This is a genomic window from Rhizobium sp. SG2393, assembly GCF_042610495.1.
GTDB lineage: Bacteria > Pseudomonadota > Alphaproteobacteria > Rhizobiales > Rhizobiaceae > RU20A.
On sequence record NZ_JBHGAP010000012.1, the window covers coordinates 135,577 to 155,777 of the forward strand.

Here is a 20,201-nt window from a genome sequence, read left to right on the forward strand (position 1 = left end):
GTGGCCGCTTCATGCGGCCACGCGACGCTTGTTCAAAAAAGGATATCCGTCATGAAGCTCATCCACCTGACCGACACGCATTTCGTCCCGCAACCCGCAACGCTCTTCGGCCTCGATCCGCGCGAGCGTTTCGATGCGGCGCTGAAGAGCATCACGACGGAACATTCCGATGCCAACCTGCTCGTCATCACCGGCGATCTTGCCCATTGGGGTGAAATCCCGGCCTACGAGGAGCTTCAGAAGCGTATCGCGACGAACCCGATCCCGACGGTGCTGCTTATCGGCAATCACGACGAGCGGATGGCCTTCCGCAGCGTCTTTCCGGAAGCGATGGATGACGGCAACGGTTTCGTGCAGGGCAGCCGCGTCGTGGATGGCCATCGGCTGATATTCCTCGACACCAAGCAGCAGGGAACGCATGCCGGCGCCTATTGTGCGGCACGACGCGCCTGGCTCGAAAAGGAACTTTCCGAAAGCCACGAACCGGTTCTGCTGTTCATGCATCACCCTGCCTTCCCGGTTGGGATTTCCTCGATGGATATGCTTTCACAGCAGGACGCCGGTGCCTTGTGGCAGGTGCTGGAACCGCATGCCGAGCGTATCCGCCATATCTTCCTCGGTCACATCCATCGGCCGATCTTCGGCAATTGGCACGGAATTTCCTTCTCGCTCATCCCCGGCCTCAACCATCAGGTTCCGCTCGCACTTCATCCGCATGGTGACGATATTCCGGGAAGCCACGAGCCGCCGGCCTATGCTGTCGTCTCGGTGAATGAGGATAGTCTCGTCGTGCACCTGAATTACTTCCTTGATGCCACGAGGCGTTTCCCGCTCGATGGCGACGAGGTCAAGGGCCGCGAATACGCATTGGGCTTCCCGGCCGCATAACTGAAATCGACCCATTTCGATCCGAAGCGCGATCGCAGACAGTCCGCTGTCTGCGGCCCGCCCGTTTGCAACTTTGACATCGATTGACATGCACGAATTTCAAGACACCGACGGCGTTCTCTTCGACCTCGATGGAACACTTGCCAGCGACGGCAAGCCGCTGCCCTGGGCGCATGGGCTCATCGAGAAAAGCCGGGGCCGCTTTGCCATCGTTACCAATGATGCCGAGCACACGGCGAGCCAGATCGCCGTACTGATGCAGGCAATTGGAATCCCGGTGCCGGAATGCCGGATCGTGTCAGCTGGAATGGAAGCCATTCGCCAGGTTGCCATCGACATGCCCGGCGCGCGTCTTTCCATGGCGGCGAGCAAGTCTCTGCAGGACTATGCGACATGTCTCGGTCTCGATGTTACGGACATCAAACCGGATGCAGTGCTGATCGGCCGTGACCGCGCCTTCTCCTATGACAAGATCAGGACGCTATCGAATGCCGTCCTGGCCGGTGCGCAACTGTTCGTGTGCAATCCGGACAGAACCCATCCCGGAGCCGACGGTTCGGTCGTGCCGGAGACTGGAGCGCTTGCCGCATCAGTCCTTGCATGTACCGGCCCTGTTCCTCATCACATCATCGGCAAGCCCCAGCCGGGATTGTTTCTGGCCGGGATGGCGTTGATTGGAAGCACACCGGCGAGAACGCTGATGGTCGGCGATAATCCGGAAACCGATGGGAAGGGAGCAGCGGGCGTTGGTATCCGCTTTGTTAGAGTAGGTTTTGAGCATGGCGACGAAGATTGGCTCCTGCAGGCTCATCCTGAACGAGTCGGGAAGCGCGACAGGTTGTCAAGGTTCGATTGAACCAAAAGCCAAACTCGAGGCGGCGTTGACAGCGGGTCGACGGTTCGTGTCCTTTCAAGACCAAAGCAGGCCCTACTGCTCTACTCATTTAAACCTTGATCGCCCGCGCAATAAGTGCACTTGCGGCTCGGCTCGGCTCGGCTCGGCTCGGCTCGGCTCAGCCAACCCACCTTGCCACATCACTACGACCCGAAGCATTCAAGCATCCGCATCCATAAGTATTCCTTCTCGTCTCATTCGCTTTCGGTTTGATTCCCGAATTGATGGTGAGACAAGGGACGTAACTTCCTACGAGCCATCTGCACCAGCTTGTTCGCGGAAGGTGAAAGCTGCATTCCTTTCATGGTGACGAGGAATGCCTCCCGCCGAAGATTTAACCACGGCTGTTCCAGGGCACGCACGGAGCCCGTGTCGGCTTCGGACAGGGCGCTTTTTGCTAGTACCGTGATCATGTCGGTGCGCCGAAGGATCGCAAAGGTCGCGAAGAGTGACGTTGTGTGGATCTTCACGGTAAGCGAAGGCGCGTTGTTTTCCAGAAATAAGCGATCGATTTCCTGGTGCAATTTCAAGTTCGATCGGGGCATAATCCAGCTATAGGGCGAGACATCCGAAAAATGCCGAAGCGGGGCTTGTTGCAACGGGTGATCGCGGCGTGTCACCAAAACCAGGTCGTCGGTTATCAATCGGCTGAATGACAGGGCGGGATCAAGGGGCTCGCGCCCGCCGGGCGTACCAACCCATCCCAGCATCGCACAATCGATCTCGCGCGTCTTTACCCATTCGCAGAGCTCCTGTGTGGTGCCTTCTCTCACGGTGAAGCGAAGGCCGGGTTCCTCGCGATGAAGTTCCGCGAGAGCCACGGGTACGACATGCGTCATAAACGAAGGACCAGCACCCAGTCTAACGTGTCCGGTCACTCCGCCGCGAAGATCAGCAAGGAGATCGTTGGTGCTCGTGATCGCATCGAAGATGGCAGTGCCACGACGCCAGAGCGTCACGCCCGCGTCGGTCAATGCGATACCATGTCCTTTTCTTGCATATAATTGAAGCCCGACATGCTCCTGCAGGCGTGCCATTTTTTTGGACAAAAACGGCTGTGAAATGCCCAGTTTTTCAGCCGCGCGCGACAAATTTAGGTGATCTGCAACCACAAGAAATTCGCGAAGGTGAGGGAAGTCCACGATATGCCTCTTTAGTTATATTATCCGTTCATAGGCGATATTGTCCGGATTTTCTACTTGGTTCTAAAAAGCAGGAAAGTGGCTTAACGGCCGGACTTGGCAACGCGAGACAACGCGGAAAACCGACCAGCGACGTCGGGAAGAAGACGAAGGGGATCAAAGCAATGACACTTACAAGACGCAGTTTTCTTTACTCTAGTGCTTCGATGCTAGCGGTCGCCGGGCTGGCAACTACGGCTGCGCAGGCGCAGGATTCTTCGCCCACGCGCGGTGGAACTCTGGTGATAGCGCAGGACTCCAACCCGCCAACACTCGATCCGCAAAAATCGGCCGCCTTCGCTACGACGAATGTGACGGAGCTGATCTATACATGTCTCCTGCGCTGGAATGCAGGCGGCACGGCAGTCGAACCCGACCTTGCCGAAAGCTACGAGATCGTCGATCCGAAAACTTACAGCTTTACTCTACGTGAGGGCGTGACGTTCCATAATGGCGAGGTGCTGACGAGTGCCGACGTCCGCTTTACCTTCGAACGCATCGCCAGCCCGGATACAGGTTCGCCGTGGAAGTCGATCTTTGCGTCGATCGAGAGCATCGAAACGCCAGATGATCGCAAGGTTATCTTCCATCTTTCCGAGCCTTTCGCTCCCTTCCTGAATTATCTGGCCACGGTCAAGTACAGCGCCATCATAAACAAGAAGGATGTGACCGAGCGCGGTGACCTTGCCGCGGGCGGGGCAGGGACGGGGCCATTCAAGCTCGACAGCTTCAAATCCAATGCCAGCGTTCTCCTCTCCCGGCACGACGGCTATTACGAGAAGGGGCTCCCCTATCTCGATGCCATCGAATTGCGCATCATCACCGATGAAGGCAGCCGTGCTGCGGCCCTGCGCAGCGGATCTGCCGCTATGAGCTGGGTCATTACGCCGGAGGTTGCCGACCAGCTCACCCAGCGTTCAGGCTTCGTCACGCCTGACACACCCGCGATGATCCGCGCCCTTCTAATCGAACTCGACCAGAGCAAGCCGCCTTTCGACGATGTACGGGTGCGCCGGGCGTTCTCGATGGCCATCAACCGTCAGCAGATCGTCAACGTCGTCTGGCGTGGTCGCGCAGCGCAGAGCGCCTCAATCCCGCCGGCGCAAACACCCTATGGCGTTTCGAGCCAGGATGTCGCGGCATTGCCGTATAATACCGAGGACCTCGATGCGGCGCGAGCGCTGCTGGCTGAGGCCGGCTATGCGGATGGTCTGGACACGACATTCTCGGTCTCGCCACTGACTTTGAGTGATGTGACCGTGGCCCAGGTGGTGCAACAGCAAGTGGCGCGCATCGGCATCCGCATTAAGATCGAACAGAAGGAATGGGGTGCACTTCTCCGCGACTTCCAGGGAACGTTGGCCCCGATCAGCATGGCTGGCCTGGCGCCCGCGCCCGACCCGGAAGCGAATCTCAGGGTGCGTTTCCATTCGGCCTCCAGTGTTAATCCTGGCAAGACGAAGGATCCGGAACTGGATGCATTGTTTGCGCGCGGTCGTGCCGCAAACGACGAGGAGGAGCGCGTTGCGGTCTACCGCGCAATGCAGGAGCGTATTGCCGACCAGGCCTACGCGATCTTTCCGGCCGCCAGTCCGATGTTCCTGGAGGTCTGGAGCGACAAACTAAAGGGCTACAAGAGCACGCCTTTCGGCCAGCGTGTGCTTCTGCGTGAATCTTGGCTAACCCGATAAGGGTCACTACCATGCTCTCAACATTCCTGCTTAAGCGGCTAACCTTGCTCATTCCAGTCTTGTTCGGGATGTCGGTTGTCAGCTTCTCGCTCGTTCACCTGATCCCCGGCGATGTCGTCACTGTCATCGCCGGGGCTGAGATTGCCGCGGATTCTGAAGAGGCGATGAACATTCGCCGCAGTCTCAACCTCGACCTGCCCTTGCCCGTCCAATATCTCAGATGGATCACGGACGTGTTGCAACGCGATCTCGGCATGTCGCTGGTCAACAAGTCGTCAGTCGGCCAGGAAATCGTCGGACATATTCCGGTCACTCTGGCACTCACGGGAATTGCCATGCTGATTTCCGTGATCATCGGAATCCCAGCGGGTGTATGGGCAGCTAGCCGCCAAGGCAGGCCGTCGGACTTCTCGCTCCGTATTTTCTCGCTTGCGGGCATGGCGATCCCCACTTTCGTCGCCAGTGTAACGGCCGTGCTGTTTTTCTCGTTGTTCTTCCCTCAGGTCCAGCTGTTCGACCGTCTTGATTTCGCCAATGATTTCCATGGCGCCATCGGCACCTTGCTGCTGCCAGCCGCCGTCCTGTCGCTATCCTCGATTTCGACAATAATGCGCTACACGCGCGGCGCGATGCTGGAGGTCATGCGTGAGCCCTATATCACGACAGCTCGCGCCAAGGGCGCGGCGCCGATGCGCATCCTGCTCAAGCACGGGCTGCGGACGGCGCTGCTCCCGGTGGTGACTGCCTCCGGCCTGATCGCGGCGCAGCTGATTTCAGGCGTCGTCGTCGTTGAACAGGTCTTCGGGCTTCCCGGCCTGGGTCAGTTGATGCTCAGCGCCATCTCCAGCCGGGACTATACCCTCATACAGGGCACAGTGATCGTTGTCGGTGCCATGGTGGTCCTGATCAATCTCGCGGTCGACCTTGCCTATCAATTCCTAGACCCACGGATCTGATCGAATGGCCGAAACACATCAAGCATCCGCCCGCCACGAGCCGTCGCAGAAGCGTGGTTTGAGCCTCTTGCGCCAGAACCTTTTGATCCAGAGCGGCGCGCTGCTTTTGGTCCTGATCTTCGTCGGCTCCATTGTCGTGCCGATCCTGTCGCCCTATGCGGCCACCGACATGGTCGGGATGTCACTCAGTCCGCCTTCGGCGGAAACCCCTTTCGGCACGGACCTTCTCGGGCGCGACGTGATGACCCGAACCTTCGAGGCCACCCGCAGTTCGATGCTGGTCGCGCTCGGCGCCACGTTTCTGTCGATTGCTGTGGGAACGATCTGGGGTACGGTTGCGGGCTTCCGAGGCGGTCGCACGGACGCTTGGCTGATGCGGCTTCTCGATGTCCTGCAAGCCTTCCCACCACTCCTGCTCGCGATTGCGCTGGTTGCCGTACTGGGTAGCAGCACGGGTAACCTCATCCTCACCATGGGCGGCCTGTTCGTTCCGCAATTTGCCCGTGTTGCTCGCGCCTCCACCATGAGCCTGCGCCAGCGACAATTCGTACGCGCTGCCGAAGTGCTTGGCGTACCGGCATGGAGGAATGTTCTCACCCATATCCTGCCCAACATATCGACGCCGCTCATCATCGAGACGACCTCGACAATCACCGCCAGCCTTCTGACGGAATCCGCTTTGTCTTTTCTTGGCATGGGTATTCAGCCGCCGACCCCGACGTGGGGTGCGATGATCGCGGAATCGACATCGGTGATGACGAACGCTCCTTGGCTGGTGCTCGCACCCGGCGCCGCGATCATGCTGGTTGTTTTGGGCTTCCTTCTGCTCGGCGACGGGCTTCGCGACAAGTTTGATCCGAAAGCGAAATGAGAATGCAATACCATCAGAATATCGAATGGCAATCCGCCTGGGCGCTGCGAGCAAAAATCCAATCCGGCAAGCTCTCCTCGGAAGATCTTACGCGCGCCCTGCTGGATCGTGTTCGGCGGCTGGACGGCCGGATAAACGCTTTCATCACCGTTGACGAGGACCAGGCGCTTGCCGAGGCGCGCGCCGTTGATGCAGATATAGCTGCCGGTCGTCCGCTGGGGCCGCTGGCCGGTGTGCCTGTAACGATTAAGGATCAGTATTTTACTCGTGGCCTGCGCACGACGGGCGGCTCGCGTCTTCTTCAGGACCACATCCCGGATCACGACAGTATCCATGTGTCACGCATCCGCGCCGCAGGCGGGGTGATCCTCGGCAAGACCAATACGCCGGAGTTCGGCATGTACTGGCGCACTGCGGGCAATGTCGCGCCCGAGTGCCTTAACCCTTGGGACACCACACGCACGTCAGGCGGCTCCAGCGGCGGTGCAGCCGCCGCCCTTGCGATGGGTTTTGGGCCGTTGGCGCTTGGTAGCGATGCCGGTGGCTCGATCCGGCTCCCCTCGGCACAGTGCGGGGTTTTCGGGCTGCTTCCCAGCCGCGGGCGCGTGCCCCGTCACGGCGGGTTCGGCTCCACGATTTTCTTCTCGGCCATCGGCCCGATGACGCGCGATGTCCGTGATGCAGCGACACTTCTCTCGGTCATCGCGGGCCCGATGAAAGGTGACGTATTCTGCCGCACCGACGCGCCCCCGGACTATGTCGACGCTCTGGAGAATGGAATAGATGGCGTGCGCATAGCCTGGTGGGACAATATCGCAGCGGCCGATTTCTCTGATCCGGACGTTGTATCCACCGTCCGCGCGGCAGGGCGGCAAGCCGAGAAATTCGGTGCTGTCATGTCGGACATGGATATCGTCCTGGAAACCGAAGATGTCGATGAAGCTTGGCGCGTGCTCGACTTCGTCGATCGCCACGCCGATCTGGGCGAAGCCATCATGGCGGACCCGGAAAAAGCTGCCCTCCTGGCGCCTTATGCATCGAGCCGGTTCGAATGGGCGGCAACTGTCACAGCCACCGGCTATTCCCGTGCCGTGCGCAGGCGCGCGGAATTCATCCGCCATCTCGAGGAGGTCTTCGAGGAAACCGACCTCCTGATCTCTCCCACCATTGGCATCGTTTCTCCAGTCGTTGATCCAAACGACCTGACGCTGCGCATTCCCTCTCTCGTCTCCTACACCCTGCCAATCAGTTTCGCGGGCTACTGCGCCGCCAGCATCCATTGCGGATTCGTGCGTGGCATGCCGGTCGGGCTGCAGATCATTGGCCGCCCCAACGAAGAGGCGCTCGTGCTGCGCGCAAGCAGGCAGTTCGAGAAGGCACTGAAACTGGGCAACCGTCACCCTGAATTCGAACTGGATCTCGCGTCATGACAAGTGTTGTTCCGCTTCTTGAGGTCCGGAACCTTCGCACGAACTTTCCAACGAGAGATGGTTTGGCCCGCGCAGTCGATGGCGTCGACCTGACTATTCGTGAAGGGCGTATCCTCGGCGTGGTCGGCGAAAGCGGCTCCGGCAAGAGCGTTACGGGTGCGTCAATCATGGGGCTCATCCAACGCCCTGGCTGGGTCGATCCCGACAGCCATATCCTGTTCAAGGGCAGGGATCTCGTCAAGCTAAGCGAAAAGGAATGGCGCGAAATCCGCGGCAACGAGATTGCCATGGTGTTCCAGGAGCCGATGACCTCGCTCAATCCGGTGTTCAGTGTCGGCGACCAGATCATCGAGAATCTCCGGCTGCACCGACGCATCAGCAAGTCGGACGCCCGCGCCCGCGCAATTGAACTCATGACGATGGTCGGCATTCCTTCTCCGGAGACCCGCGTCGACAGCTATCCGCACGAACTCTCTGGAGGGATGCGCCAGAGAATCGTCATCGCCATGGCCTTGACCTGCGATCCGAGCCTCCTGATCGCAGATGAGCCGACAACCGCGCTGGATGTGACGATCCAGGCACAGATCCTTGACCTTGTCGTGCGCCTGAAAGACGAACTCGGCATGGGCGTGATGTTCATTACCCACGATCTGGGTGTCGTCGCTGAAATATGTGACGATGTTGCCGTCATGTATGGTGGAAAAATTGTCGAGAGCGGACCTGTCGCTAGCATCCTGGCCAATCCGCAGCATCCCTATACCCGCGGGCTACTCGCCTGCATCCCGCGGCTTAACACCGACCCAACGGTGCGTCTCAGCACGATTGCCGGGACGGTGCCAAGCCCCAAGGCTTGGCCTCAGGGGTGCCGTTTTGAAAACCGATGTCCCGTCGCGATGGCGAAGTGCAGCCGCGAGGCGCCGCCGAAGGTAGTTAGCCCGCAGGGCCATTTCTCCTGCTGGATCCCTGACCAGGGCACGATGCGAGAACAGGTGACTGATGACTGACCCCATTTTGCAAGTTCGCGGCCTTACGAAACATTTCCCGGTTCGCTCGGGTCGGCATCGTATGGTGATTCAAGCCGTGGACAATGTCACTCTTGACATCCAGCAAGGCGAAACTCTTGGCCTCGTCGGTGAATCCGGTTGCGGCAAATCGACGATTGCCCAGCTTCTGGTCGGCTTACACGAGGCCACAGCTGGTCAAGTGACATTTAACGGCGAAGCGCTGCAAAGCATGCCGCGAAAGGAGCGCAAGCGCGTCCGCCGGCAGCTCCAGTATGTCTTTCAGGACCCGAACGACTCTCTTGATCCTCGTATGAAGGTTCGGGACATCATTGCCGAGGGGCTATGGGCCGATGGGTCTATCGGACGCAAGGAGATTATAAAGCGCGTCGAGGAGGTTCTTGACCGTGTTGGCCTGCCCCGTGATGCCTTGGGCCGCTTTCCGCACGAGTTTTCGGGTGGCCAGCGTCAGCGTATCGGCATTGCCCGGGCGCTTGTAATGCGCCCGCAGATTATTGTCGCTGACGAACCGATCTCGGCTCTCGACGTGTCGGTGCAGGCGCAGATCCTGAACCTCTTAGGCGACCTGAAGCGCGAACTAGGACTGACCTACGTGTTCGTGGCACATAATCTCGCGGCGGTCGCTTATGTCAGCGACCGAATCGCGGTCATGTATCTTGGCAGGATCGTCGAGATCGGAACGACCCGGGAGATCATGAGCAGCGCGCGCCATCCCTATACGAAGGCGCTTCTGTCGGCGATACCGGAGCCGGAAATCGGCGCGGAGCGCCGTGAACGGATCACTCTTTCTGGAGACGTTCCGAGCCCGGTGAACCCACCATCGGGCTGCCGCTTCCGAACTCGGTGTCCGATCGCGACTGAACTCTGCGCAAACGAAGCGCCATCGCTCGCCGGGGAGATTGAGAGCGGGCCGGCTACGACCCATCTAGTCGCATGCCATTTCGCCTAAGTGCTTCTCACCCCGTAAAAATGCTGCTCGTTACGAAACTTAGCAGTATGAATGTGATTGGCTTTTACCGCTTGAACTTGAGCGGCAAAGCTAGCTGATGCAAAGTGGGAGCATCTGGTGTTAAAGCATGGTCGACGGTTCGTATCCTCTCAAGAGCTAAATTTGTCTGCTGTTCAATAGAACATTCGCCGGAAAGGCATGATGGCGGCTCCCATGGCAGCGGCATCCGTGGCGATTTCCGATACGATCAGTTTGGGGCCACCTCTGTGTACGCCGTAACGCGGGCGATCGAAAATCTTCGTGCGCTCGATCAGCATCGTGGCCAGCGCCGGCGGAATTTGACCGCCGAAGACAATTGCCTGGGGATCCAGTGTGGCGCGGATGGCATTGACGAGACGGATATAGGCCGGCGTCACCTCCTCCACCCAGTCCATGACACCCGGCCATTCCCGATCGAAATAACGACGCATGTAGTGGATAGACGGCACGTTGACGCCGTTTTTGTTCAGCCGGTCGATCAGATATTGAAGGGCCGGGCGCCGTTCGGTTTCGATCTCGTCGTAAAGCCCGGAAAATTCGCCAGCATTGCCGTTGCCGCCCTGCAGCAGGTCTCCATTGATGATCACACCGCCGCCAAAGCCGTAATTGAAGCTCAGATAGGCGAAGTGGCGAATGAAGCGGCCTGCGCCGAACAGCGACTCGGCGATCGCGCCGGATTTCCCGCCGTTGATGACCCAGGCCGGTCGGTTGAACAGATCCGAAATGATCGGTCCAAGCTCGATCATAGACCATTCATGAAGCGGCAGCGGTGCATTATGGCGCGTACCATCGACATGATAACCGGCAATCGCAAAACCGACCCCGAAAAAATTCTCCTCGGCGAGGTGGTTCAGCCGCTGCAATTCGACGACCTGTTGCTTCACCAGTTGGAGCGCCTGCTGCATTGTCGTTTCGCGCAGCGGCACTTCCCGTTCGCCCAGTATTTTGCCTGCCAGATCGACAAGGCAGATGCCGATGATGTCGGTATTGACCGAGATACCGCAGGCGTAGGCGTGCGCGCCGTTGAGGTGCAGCATCGGGCTGGGTTGGCCACGCCCGAGGCCCGGTTTGGCGGAGCCTAAGCGAATGACGTTTCGTTCGGCAAGATGATCGAGGATACGATGCACTGATTGCTGCGTCAGGTCCGTGTGCCCGGTAATCTCGGATCGGGAAATACCGGGATTACGCCAGATCAGTTGCAGCAGTTTGCGCTCGTTGGAGGAAACCACCGTCGTCTCGCTGACGCGCAGAAAGCGCGGTGCGATCAATGCCTCTGGGACGTAGATGCCAGGCACGCCAAATACCTTACTTTAAAAGTGTAATAATCACATGGCCTAGCCAATTATATGCCTGACTAGTGCGCGGACCCTGGCGTTTCAAGCAATTTTCTCGTCATGGAGTTGTTACACACAAAGCGTAGTAAACCGCCGTCAGAGGTCGGGCGAGGCTCGATCGACCCGAAAAGGCAAGGGCGATGATGAACAGGTTTACTTTGGCGGCCGTGGCCGCCGTGATGGCGGGCGAAGGCTCCGCACAGGCCGCCAATATCGAATTCTGGTATGGCAACACCGGCAATGTCGAAGTCGCCATCAAGGCGCAATGCGATGCCTTCAATGCTGTCCAGAGCGAGCACAAGGTCAATTGCGTCGGCCAGGGTTCCTACGAAGTCTCCATGCAGAAGGCGATTGCCGCCTACCGCGCCAAGAACCACCCGGTTCTCATCCAGTTCTTTGATGCCGGCACGCTCGACCTGATGCTGTCCGGCGCCGTCGAGCCGGTTCAGGACCTGATGCCCGAGGTGAAGTGGGACAGCTATATTGCCGGTGCCCGCGCCTATTACGAAACCTCCAAGGGTAAGCTGTTCGCCCAGCCCTACAATTCCTCGACGCTTCTGTTCTACACCAACAAGACCGAGCTCGAAAAAGCCGGCATTACCGAAACGCCGACGAGCTGGGAAGGCATTATCGAAGCCGCCCGCAAGCTGAAGGCCGCCGGCCATGCCTGCCCGTTCGTCACCGATGGCGACACATGGCGCGTACTGGAGCAGTTCTCCGCCCGTCACGGCCTGCCGATCGCCACCAAGCACAATGGCTATGACGGTCTCGACGCCGAATATGTCATCAACTCGACATTTGCGGCAAAACACCTCGCCAATCTGGTCGAATGGCGCAAGGAAGGTCTCGTTCGTCTTGCCGCCGATACCAAGGCTGGCAACTACACCGCAGCTTTCAATGCCGGTGAATGCGCGATGATGGAGCAGTCCTCCGGTTCCTACGCCGCTGCCTCCAAGGCTTTTGAAGGCAAATACGAGCTTACCGTCGACATGGCGCCGATGTACAAGGATCACAAGCGCCACAACACCTTTGTCGGCGGCGCATCCATCTACATCATGAAGGGTCACGACAAGCCCGAGATTGAGGCCGCAAAGGCTTTCCTGGACTTCCTGCGCAAGCCGGAACAGCAGATGGCCTTTACCGCTGCGACCGGTTACGTGCCGGTGACGACCGATGTGCTCGACGCGATTGCCGAAAGTGACGAGGCGAACTCTCCGAAATATGCCACCGCCAAGGTCGGCGTCGAATCCATGAACCAACCGGCCACTGCCGATACCCGCGGCATCCGCCTCGGCTTCTACGTGCAGTTCCGCGAAGTCTTCATGGAGGAAACCCAAAAAGCCTTTGCCGGTCAGCAGACGATGCAGGTCGCACTCGACAACACCAAGAAGCGTGGTGACCAGTTGCTGCGCCGTTTCGAGCAGACCTACAAGGGCAAGCAGCTTCCCTGATCAGGTCTTTTGAGACCTTCCAAAGCATGGGGCGGTTTCCGCTCCATGCCTTCTCTCATTCGGAACCGTGTTCATGTCGTCGGAATCTTCCCTGTTCAGCCATCGCTGGCTGCCGGCTCTTTTGATGGCGCCGCTCATGCTGCTGATCGTGCTGTTCTTTTATGTGCCGGTCTTCCAGGCCTTCTACTGGTCGTTCTTCCTTGAACAGCCGTTTGGTGGCGGTTCGGAATTTGTCGGCCTGCAGAATTTCCAGCGCGTGCTTTCCGATCCCGAGTTCTGGAGTGCTACCGGTCGCACCGTCGTCTTCATGGCTACGGCATCGTCGCTTGCGGTCGTCGTGCCGTTGATGCTGGCAATCGCCGCCGATCGCAAGATCGGCATGTCCTATCCGGCCCGCAATATTCTCGTCTGGCCGAAGGGTATCGCCGGCGCCTCCATCGGTGTCGTCTTCGCCTTCATCTTCAATCCGTTCGTCGGGCTGGTGGCGCCACTCAATGCGCTGTTTCCCGGCCTGTGGAACCCCGGCATCGACGGCACGGACGCGTTCGTGACGCTGGTAGCAGCCCATGTGTGGAGCGGCATTCCGTTCAATTTCGTCATCCTGCTTGCCGGCCTGCGCTCGATCCCGCCGACCATGTATCAGGCAGCGGCGATGGATGGAGCCGGTCCCTGGCGCCGCATCTTCGATGTGCAACTGCCGCTGATCATGCCTCAGCTGTTCCTGACTTTCGTTCTGGAATTCACCGAAAGCATCACCTCGGTCTTTGCGCTGATCGACACCATTACCGGCGGCGGTCCGGGCGGCTCCACCACGCTGCTCGTCTACAAGATCTATGTCGATGGCTTTCGCGGGTTCGATCTTTCCGGCGCCTCCACCCAGACGGCCATCCTGATGGTCTTCGTTCTTCTCCTCGCAGCCTGCCAGTTCTTCTTCCTCGGCCGGCGCATCAATTACGAGCGCTGAGCCATGGTCGAAAACGCACGGTCCATCAATATCGCCGCCAGCATCCTGCTCGCCATCGGCATCCTCTACATCGTCGGGCCTCTGTACCTGACGCTCTCCACCGCCTCGCAATCTTATGAATACATGCTGCGCAATGGCCTCGCCTGGGTTCCGGGCACGGAGCTTTTTGCCAATATGGGCAAGGTCATCCAAGATACGCGCATCCCGGTCCAGATGCTCAACAGCCTGATCGTGGCCTTCTCCAATGCGCTCGCCACCTGCGCGCTGTCCTTCCTGTCGGCCTATGCGATCGTCTATTTCCGCATTCGCTGGGCGGGTGTGGCCTTTGCGCTCATCCTCGCCACCATCATGTTGCCGCTCGATATCCGCGTCATCACCACCTATCAGGTGGCGGCCAACATCTTCTCACCGCTCAATGCACTGCTGGATTTCACCGGCCTCAACAGCCTGATCGAAATGGCTTTTGGCGCGCCGGTTCAGCTCGAGCTCAGCGTGCTCGACACCCATTTCGGCCTGATCGCACCGCTCGTCGCGCATGGCACAGGCACATTCCTGTTCCGGCAGTTTTTCCTCACCCTGCCGAAAGACTTGTTCAAGGCGGCGCGCATGGATGGCGCCGGGCCGATCCGCTTCCTTATCGATATCCTGCTGCCGCTTGCCCGGACCAGTTTTGCCTCGCTATTCGTGCTGACCTTCCTCAGCGGCTGGACGCAATATCTGTGGCCGCTGGTCGGCGCCTCGACGCCCGACATGCAGACCGCCGTCGTCGGCCTTGCCCGCCTGGTGCCGGATGCCGACGGTGAGGTACCGGACTTTCCAATGATCATGGCCGGCGCCGTGCTCGTCTCGCTCGTTCCGCTCACGATGATCGCTCTTCTGCAGCGTTTTCTCGTCCAGGGCCTCGTTCTTTCGGAGAAATGATCCCATGACCGCCATCGACTTAAGCATTCGCGCCGCCGCGGCCGAGATCGATCTCATCGGCGTCACAAAATCCTATGATGCCAAGACCACCATCATCCCGCCGATCGACGTGACCCTGCGCCCCGGTGAATTCACCGTCGTGCTCGGCCCCTCAGGCTGCGGCAAGTCCACGCTGTTGCAGATGATCGCCGGGCTAGAGCGCGTTTCCGGCGGTAGAATCGTCATCGGGGGTCGTGAAGTGCAGGATCTGGAGCCGAAGCATCGCGGCTGCGCCATGGTGTTTCAGAACTATGCGCTTTATCCGCATATGACGGTCGCGAAAAACATGGCCTATAGCCTCAAGGTCGCCGGCGTTTCCAAGGCGGAACGCGCCGAGCGGGTGTCGACGGTCGCAAAAATGCTCGGCCTTGCCGATTACCTCACCCGCAAGCCGAGCCAGCTTTCCGGTGGTCAGCGCCAGCGTGTCGCCATCGGCCGGGCCATCATTCGCGAGCCGGGCGTGCTTTTGTTCGACGAGCCGCTCTCCAACCTCGACGCGCAGCTGCGTCATGACATGCGTGTCGAGCTTGCCGAACTGCATCGCCGCATCGGCGCCACCAGCGTGTTCGTGACGCATGATCAGGTCGAGGCGATGACCCTTGCCGACCGTATCCTCATTCTTAACAAGGGCCATATCGAGCAGTTCGATACGCCGAAGGCCATCTATCATCATCCGGCGTCTGTATTCGTCGCCAAATTCATCGGCTCGCCGCCGATGAACATTCTGGAGGTCGAAGGAGACGGTTCCGTACTGCGGCTGGCGGACGGTCAGGTCGTTGCGAATTATTCGGCTAAGGGCAAATTCCAGCTCGGCATTCGCCCGGAAGATATTGCTGTCAATGCCGGTGGTTCGATCAAGACGGAAATCCGATACCGCGAAGACCTCGGCTCGCACGAGATCCTCGAAACGAAGATCGCCGAGCAGAATCTACGCATCGCCATGCCCTTCGGCGTCGAGATCGATACGACACAGACCTTTTCGCTGTCCTTCCCGCAGGCGCGCCTGCATCTCTTTGACGGTGAAACGGGCCGCGCCATTGCCAACGCTTTTGTTAATGCACAACCGGCATCGATGAAGGAACACCAGTGAATTACAGGGAATTCATCGCCGACAAGGTCCGCGATTGCGCCGTGGTTGCGCATCGCGGCATCTGGCGCAATGCGCCGGAAAACAGCTTGTCTGCCATCCAGCGTGCCATCGATGCCGGTTATGATGTCGTCGAGATCGATATTCGCCGCAGCGCCGATGGTGGTCTTTTTCTGCTGCATGACGAAACGCTGGAGCGGATGTGTGGCCTTGATCAGAGGCCGGAAGCACTGGGTTCAGGCGATCTGGCCGTCCTGCGTCTGCGCGACCGCGACGGTGGTGAAGGCAATCCCTTCACGCCGGAAAGGTTGCCGAGCGTCGCCGAGGTTTTCGAGCTGACACGCGACCGCATCTTTCTGCATCTCGACGTCAAGGAACGCGAGGTGATCCCGGATGTGATCGCGCTTGCAAAGGCCATGGGCGTCGAGCATCAGGTGGATTTTTGGGCCTCGCTGAAAACCGAAAAGGATTTTGGCTGGATCGGAAAAGCGATCCTTCCGCATGATGTGCTGTTTCTGGCCAAGACCCGGCTCAACGTGCCGGATGCTGCCACGCAATTATCCTTGCTGGAAAAACTCTCTCCTTCCGTCTGCGAAATCTATTTCGACAGGCTGGAGGAACTGGCAGCCCTGAAGGACCTCACCCGCAACACCCGCATGGCGCTCTGGGTCAACACGCTTGATAGCGTCGCCTGCGCAAACTTCACCGATACCGCGGCCCTTGCCGATCCCGACGCCGTCTGGGGACGGCTGATCGATGCCGGCATCTCGGTCATCCAGACCGATGAGGCCGCCGCACTCAAATCCTATCTCGCGGCTCGCCGCACCTGATTACTCTGCCAAGGAAGCATGAAATGACGCATTACGTAGATTACATCGCCGACCAGAAACGCGATCCCGCCATTGTTGCCCATCGCGGCGCCTGGCATGGCGCGCCGGAAAACAGTCTCGCGGCCATCGAGCGCGCCATCGCCGTCGGCGTAGACGTCGTAGAACTCGATATCCGCAAGAGCGCCGATGGCGAGCTGTTCATCATGCACGACGAAACGCTGTTGCGTATGGCCGGGATTAACCGGGACGCCGAAACCTTCACCATTGCGGAACTGCAGGCCATTGCGCTGCGTGAAGACGATGGTGGCGAGCACCGTGCAACAACAGATCAGCGCATTCCGACGCTGAAGCAGGCACTAGAAGTGATCCGTGGCCGCATCTTTGCCGATCTCGACCTTAAGGATCGCGGCCTGTTTTCCGAAGTCGCCGCCTGCGCCCGCGAGATGAATGCTGCATCCTATGTGGATCTGAAGACCCGCGTCATGACCCGCGAGGAACTGGACTGGGTGCGGGGCCAGAACATTGACGGCGTGGCCTTCATGGCGATGTCGAAATTCACCGCTGAAGGCATCCATGAAACGATGGCGCTGTTGTCGGAAATCAGGCCTTTCATGTGCGAGATGCGTTTCGACAGCCTCGAAACCATCAAGGCCAACCGCCAGATATTCCGCGACGCCAACATGGCACTGTGGACGAATACGCTCAACATGGAAGCCAGTGGCGAGTGGTTGGACAGGACGGCGCTTGTCGATCCCGACCGCATCTGGGGCACGTTGATGGATGCTGGTGTCAGCGTTTTCCAGACGGATGAGCCGGAAGCGCTCAAGGCCTATCTACAGGGGCGTCGCGCATGAAAACCGTGAGTGATGAACTGCTCGATGAGCTGATGGGAATCATGCGTGAGGCTGCGGCGGGAGAAATTCTGCCGCGCTTCCGCTCGGTAACGTCGGACACCATTCGAGCCAAAACGGCGGCCGACGATATCGTGACGGATGCGGATATCTCGTCCGAGCGGATGATCAGCGAGAGGCTGAAGGCGCGTCTGCCGGGCATCACCATCATTGGCGAAGAGGCCGTGTCCGAAGACGCCGCCATCCTCGCAAATCTCGCCGATGCCGAGCTTGCAGCGATTATCGATCCTGTGGATGGAACATGGCATTTTGCGCATGGCACGCCGATGTTCGGCAGTATTCTCGCCATCGTCGCGGGCGGAGAAACCATTGCCGGTATCATTCATTATCCGGTCCTGGGCGATTTTCTGGTGGCGCGGCCGGGGCAGGGCGCGTGGCATGTGGCGGCAGATGGTGCGCGCACCCGTCTCTCCGTCGCGATGCCGACGCCGGTCAACGAGATGCACGGTTTCATTCCGCTGCACATGTTTGCGCCGGAAACACGCGCAGAACTCGCGCCGCGTGTCCTGAAGTTTTTGCGCGTTACCACATGGCGCTGCTCGGCCTGGGAATACCGGATGTTGGCAACTGGCGCGATGAGCTTTTGCCTCAACGATAGTTTGAAGCCTTGGGATCATGCTGCAGGTGTGCTGATCCATTCGGAGGCTGGCGGTTATGCTGCGACCATGACAGGTGAGGTCTATCGGCCGAGGATGACGCAAGGGCATCTGCTGACCGCGCCGAGCTTCGCGTCATGGACGGACGTCCGAAAGGCTCTTTCTCAATAAACAAGCCCCTCTGTTCTAAGAAGATTGTAGGATAGCCTGAATGGACAACGGCGCGCCTCCTCCCGGCCGGTGTCCGACCGTTCGAAGGCCTGCGCACTCCTCCCGCGCAGGCTTCTTCGTCTCTTCCTACATCTCGAAGTCCGGCTGCGACTGGTCTTCACGACCATCTTCGCCCTGATCATTGGTGAGCAACAGCGTTGGTGCACAGATACTTCATCGGCGGTGATGTAGTCGGCTCAGGTTGAAACAACCCGTCGGACCGCTCATGCCTTTCAAACACAACGTCTGCCGCCGTCATCGTATCGGCAAGATGAAACTTAAGGTCACGAGCTGGGCGCCATACGAGGCAGGCCTTCGGCAGCGCGGAAGCCTGACGCTCTGGATGACGCCGGAGGCACTATCGTCCTGGCAGGCACCCAAGCGGATGACGCGTGGTGGCCAGCCGCGCTATTCTGATCTGGCGATCGAGACCGCTCAGATGCTGGGCCTGGTGTTCGGCCTTCGGCTGCGTCAGACGGAGGGCTTCGTGACATCGCTGCTGAAACTGATTGGTCTGGATCTCGCCGTCCCCGATCACACGACCCTGAGCCGTCGGGCCAGCAAGCCGATAGCTCCGAACAAGCTCCCAGTTGATCGCATCCCGGAGAAAGGGTCCGTCCACGTCCTGGTCGATAGCACTGGACTGCAAGTCTACGGCGCGGACCAATGGCTGGAGGAAAAGTATAGTGTCAAATCCCGCAGGGGGTGGCGCAAACTGCATCTGGCGCTGGATCCTGACAGCGGCGACATCATCGCTCACGTCATGACGGACCGGGAGGCCGGCGACGCCTCGCAGGTGGAGCCGCTGCTCGACCAGATCGACACGCCGATCAGGCAGTTCACGGCCGATGGAGCCTATGACGGTGAGCCAACCTATGACGCCGTCACCAAGTACAGCGCCGATGCCGCGGTGGTCATTCCGCCACGCGCCAATGCGGTGGAGCGGAAGGATAACGATCCCTCCAGTCAACGGGCCCATCATATTGAGGCGATCAATGCCGATGGCCGGATGAAGTGGCAGACCGCGACCGGCTACGGCAAGCGATCCCTGGTCGAGACGGCGATCGGTCACTACAAATCGATCATCGGACGGCGGCTGCGGGCGCGCTCGTTTGCGGCACAGCAGACGGAAGTCGCCCTTGGCAGCGACGTCCTCAATCGCATCCTAGCCTGCGCACGCCCGAAATCCGTTCGGGTTCGGCAAGCTAACGCATAGCCATTGTATCAAAGACCGAAATCCATCCATTAAGTGATCCATGCACCAACGCCTTATAGAGTGGATCCTCGACACGGACATGCATCGGCGTGCCCAGATCGGCCTCAACAAGGGCGAGGCCCACCACGCTCGCAAGAACGCGCTGCGTATCGGTCGCCAGGGTGAAATCCGTGACCGCACCACCGAGGGCCAGCATTACCGCATCGCCGGGCTGAACCTGCTCACCGCAATCATCTACTATTACTGACCGGCGAATATCTCTGACCCAACGCCGCAAGCGCTTAGAGTGTCATTTCGCCCTCAGCCGAAACCGACCCCTTCCTACGCGTTGGAGGTGTTCATGCGTTAGCAACTTTGCCTCAAATTACCATCGCCCGCCAATATCATGAGATGCTGCAAAAGGCGATCAACTCAAGCAAAACGAGGAGTTTTTACAGCTCCCTCAGGGCCGAATCCTTTTCTCGCTTTGAACCGCCCCGGCTTTGCCGGAGACCGTTTGGCTTAAGTTATGCGGCCATGGCTGGTGCGTCCAGCATGGCGTAGTATCGATCTTCGGCCTCGGCTGGCGGTATGTTGCCGATGGGCTCCAGAAGGCGGCGGTGGTTAAACCAGTCGACCCATTCCAAAGTGGCGAACTCCACGGCTTCGAAGTTTCGCCACGGTCCTCGCCGATGGATGACCTCGGCCTTGTAGAGACCGTTGATCGTTTCGGCGAGAGCA

General features: G+C 59.3%; 19 protein-coding genes and 1 pseudogene. 17 read left to right on the forward strand and 3 right to left on the reverse strand.

The window, feature by feature from the left end; genetic code table 11:
• Positions 1-51: 51 nt before the first annotated feature.
• Together ACED18_RS19490 and ACED18_RS19495 are read left to right on the forward strand one after the other, a co-directional pair.
• The gene (locus ACED18_RS19490) at positions 52-888 is read left to right on the forward strand and encodes a phosphodiesterase (protein ID WP_075627937.1); all 837 of its coding nucleotides are present in this window, start codon (positions 52-54) and stop codon (positions 886-888) included.
• An 88-nt stretch (positions 889-976) separates the two neighbouring features.
• Complete coding sequence (locus ACED18_RS19495) at positions 977-1,744, forward strand: HAD-IIA family hydrolase (protein WP_075627938.1); 768 nt, start codon at positions 977-979, stop codon at positions 1,742-1,744.
• Between the two features lie 233 nt (positions 1,745-1,977).
• On the opposite strand, the gene ACED18_RS19500 is transcribed toward ACED18_RS19495, so the two are convergent.
• Positions 1,978-2,925, reverse strand: coding sequence for a LysR family transcriptional regulator (locus tag ACED18_RS19500; protein WP_075627939.1), 948 nt, complete (start codon positions 2,923-2,925; stop codon positions 1,978-1,980).
• Positions 2,926-3,089: 164 nt separating this feature from the next.
• On the opposite strand from ACED18_RS19500, the gene ACED18_RS19505 reads away from it, so the two are divergent.
• The 6 genes from ACED18_RS19505 to ACED18_RS19530 all read left to right on the forward strand — a co-directional run bounded on the left by ACED18_RS19505 (position 3,090) and on the right by ACED18_RS19530 (position 9,883).
• Positions 3,090-4,655: an ABC transporter substrate-binding protein gene (locus ACED18_RS19505; RefSeq protein WP_083639453.1), complete on the forward strand. Its 1,566-nt coding sequence runs from the start codon at positions 3,090-3,092 to the stop codon at positions 4,653-4,655.
• An 11-nt stretch (positions 4,656-4,666) separates the two neighbouring features.
• On the forward strand, positions 4,667-5,611 hold the full coding sequence (locus tag ACED18_RS19510) for an ABC transporter permease (protein ID WP_075627941.1): 945 nt from the start codon (positions 4,667-4,669) through the stop codon (positions 5,609-5,611).
• A 4-nt stretch (positions 5,612-5,615) separates the two neighbouring features.
• Positions 5,616-6,482, forward strand: a complete 867-nt coding sequence (locus ACED18_RS19515; RefSeq protein ID WP_075627942.1) for an ABC transporter permease — start codon at positions 5,616-5,618, stop codon at positions 6,480-6,482.
• A gap of 2 nt (positions 6,483-6,484) precedes the next feature.
• Entirely contained in the window at positions 6,485-7,912 is a 1,428-nt protein-coding gene (locus ACED18_RS19520; protein WP_075627943.1) for an amidase, read from the forward strand.
• Positions 7,913-7,974: 62 nt separating this feature from the next.
• Positions 7,975-8,916 (forward strand): ABC transporter ATP-binding protein, encoded by a 942-nt coding sequence (locus tag ACED18_RS19525; protein ID WP_324610610.1) that lies wholly within the window; start codon positions 7,975-7,977, stop codon positions 8,914-8,916.
• On the forward strand, positions 8,909-9,883 hold the full coding sequence (locus ACED18_RS19530; RefSeq protein WP_075627945.1) for an ABC transporter ATP-binding protein: 975 nt from the start codon (positions 8,909-8,911) through the stop codon (positions 9,881-9,883). Before ACED18_RS19525 ends, ACED18_RS19530 begins: the two co-directional genes overlap by 8 nt.
• Positions 9,884-10,056: 173 nt before the next feature.
• Here the strand turns inward: ACED18_RS19530 and ACED18_RS19535 are convergent, their stop codons facing one another.
• A complete protein-coding gene (locus ACED18_RS19535) occupies positions 10,057-11,217 on the reverse strand; it encodes an ROK family transcriptional regulator (RefSeq protein WP_220367174.1) in 1,161 nt (386 codons plus the stop codon).
• Positions 11,218-11,396: 179 nt separating this feature from the next.
• Here ACED18_RS19535 and ACED18_RS19540 point away from each other — a divergent pair, with 179 nt between their 5' ends.
• The 9 genes and pseudogenes from ACED18_RS19540 to ACED18_RS19580 form a co-directional block, all read left to right on the forward strand.
• The gene (locus ACED18_RS19540; protein WP_377295282.1) at positions 11,397-12,707 is read left to right on the forward strand and encodes an extracellular solute-binding protein; all 1,311 of its coding nucleotides are present in this window, start codon (positions 11,397-11,399) and stop codon (positions 12,705-12,707) included.
• Between the two features lie 73 nt (positions 12,708-12,780).
• Entirely contained in the window at positions 12,781-13,671 is an 891-nt protein-coding gene (locus tag ACED18_RS19545; protein ID WP_296082140.1) for a carbohydrate ABC transporter permease, read from the forward strand.
• A 3-nt stretch (positions 13,672-13,674) separates the two neighbouring features.
• On the forward strand, positions 13,675-14,592 hold the full coding sequence (locus ACED18_RS19550; RefSeq protein ID WP_296082142.1) for an ABC transporter permease subunit: 918 nt from the start codon (positions 13,675-13,677) through the stop codon (positions 14,590-14,592).
• A gap of 4 nt (positions 14,593-14,596) precedes the next feature.
• On the forward strand, positions 14,597-15,721 hold the full coding sequence (locus tag ACED18_RS19555; RefSeq protein ID WP_296082146.1) for an ABC transporter ATP-binding protein: 1,125 nt from the start codon (positions 14,597-14,599) through the stop codon (positions 15,719-15,721).
• A complete protein-coding gene (locus ACED18_RS19560) occupies positions 15,718-16,548 on the forward strand; it encodes a glycerophosphodiester phosphodiesterase family protein (protein WP_296082148.1) in 831 nt (276 codons plus the stop codon). Before ACED18_RS19555 ends, ACED18_RS19560 begins: the two co-directional genes overlap by 4 nt.
• A 23-nt stretch (positions 16,549-16,571) precedes the next feature.
• Positions 16,572-17,402 carry a glycerophosphodiester phosphodiesterase family protein gene (locus tag ACED18_RS19565; RefSeq protein WP_296082151.1) on the forward strand — a complete coding sequence of 277 codons (831 nt, stop codon included), beginning with the start codon at positions 16,572-16,574 and terminating at the stop codon, positions 17,400-17,402.
• Positions 17,399-18,226, forward strand: a complete 828-nt coding sequence (locus ACED18_RS19570) for an inositol monophosphatase (RefSeq protein WP_296082154.1) — start codon at positions 17,399-17,401, stop codon at positions 18,224-18,226. The genes ACED18_RS19565 and ACED18_RS19570 overlap by 4 nt, the downstream gene beginning before the upstream one ends.
• A gap of 265 nt (positions 18,227-18,491) precedes the next feature.
• On the forward strand, positions 18,492-19,481 hold the full coding sequence (locus ACED18_RS19575; RefSeq protein WP_296082158.1) for an IS5 family transposase: 990 nt from the start codon (positions 18,492-18,494) through the stop codon (positions 19,479-19,481).
• 52 nt (positions 19,482-19,533) lie between these two features.
• Positions 19,534-19,725, forward strand: a pseudogene (locus ACED18_RS19580) (Tn3 family transposase); the annotation flags it as partial.
• 262 nt (positions 19,726-19,987) lie between these two features.
• Here ACED18_RS19580 and ACED18_RS19585 read toward each other — a convergent pair.
• A partial coding sequence (locus ACED18_RS19585; RefSeq protein WP_377295283.1) for an IS3 family transposase occupies positions 19,988-20,201 on the reverse strand: 214 nt, incomplete at its 5' end.

Coding starts and splice junctions, on each gene's coding strand:
- ACED18_RS19490 (WP_075627937.1), top strand. CDS start 52: ATGAAGCTCATCCACCTGACCGACACGCATTTCGTCCCGCAACCCGCA.
- ACED18_RS19495 (WP_075627938.1), top strand. CDS start 977: ATGCACGAATTTCAAGACACCGACGGCGTTCTCTTCGACCTCGATGGA.
- ACED18_RS19505 (WP_083639453.1), top strand. CDS start 3,090: ATGACACTTACAAGACGCAGTTTTCTTTACTCTAGTGCTTCGATGCTA.
- ACED18_RS19510 (WP_075627941.1), top strand. CDS start 4,667: ATGCTCTCAACATTCCTGCTTAAGCGGCTAACCTTGCTCATTCCAGTC.
- ACED18_RS19515 (WP_075627942.1), top strand. CDS start 5,616: ATGGCCGAAACACATCAAGCATCCGCCCGCCACGAGCCGTCGCAGAAG.
- ACED18_RS19520 (WP_075627943.1), top strand. CDS start 6,485: ATGCAATACCATCAGAATATCGAATGGCAATCCGCCTGGGCGCTGCGA.
- ACED18_RS19530 (WP_075627945.1), top strand. CDS start 8,909: ATGACTGACCCCATTTTGCAAGTTCGCGGCCTTACGAAACATTTCCCG.
- ACED18_RS19540 (WP_377295282.1), top strand. CDS start 11,397: ATGATGAACAGGTTTACTTTGGCGGCCGTGGCCGCCGTGATGGCGGGC.
- ACED18_RS19545 (WP_296082140.1), top strand. CDS start 12,781: ATGTCGTCGGAATCTTCCCTGTTCAGCCATCGCTGGCTGCCGGCTCTT.
- ACED18_RS19550 (WP_296082142.1), top strand. CDS start 13,675: ATGGTCGAAAACGCACGGTCCATCAATATCGCCGCCAGCATCCTGCTC.
- ACED18_RS19555 (WP_296082146.1), top strand. CDS start 14,597: ATGACCGCCATCGACTTAAGCATTCGCGCCGCCGCGGCCGAGATCGAT.
- ACED18_RS19565 (WP_296082151.1), top strand. CDS start 16,572: ATGACGCATTACGTAGATTACATCGCCGACCAGAAACGCGATCCCGCC.
- ACED18_RS19570 (WP_296082154.1), top strand. CDS start 17,399: ATGAAAACCGTGAGTGATGAACTGCTCGATGAGCTGATGGGAATCATG.
- ACED18_RS19575 (WP_296082158.1), top strand. CDS start 18,492: ATGCCTTTCAAACACAACGTCTGCCGCCGTCATCGTATCGGCAAGATG.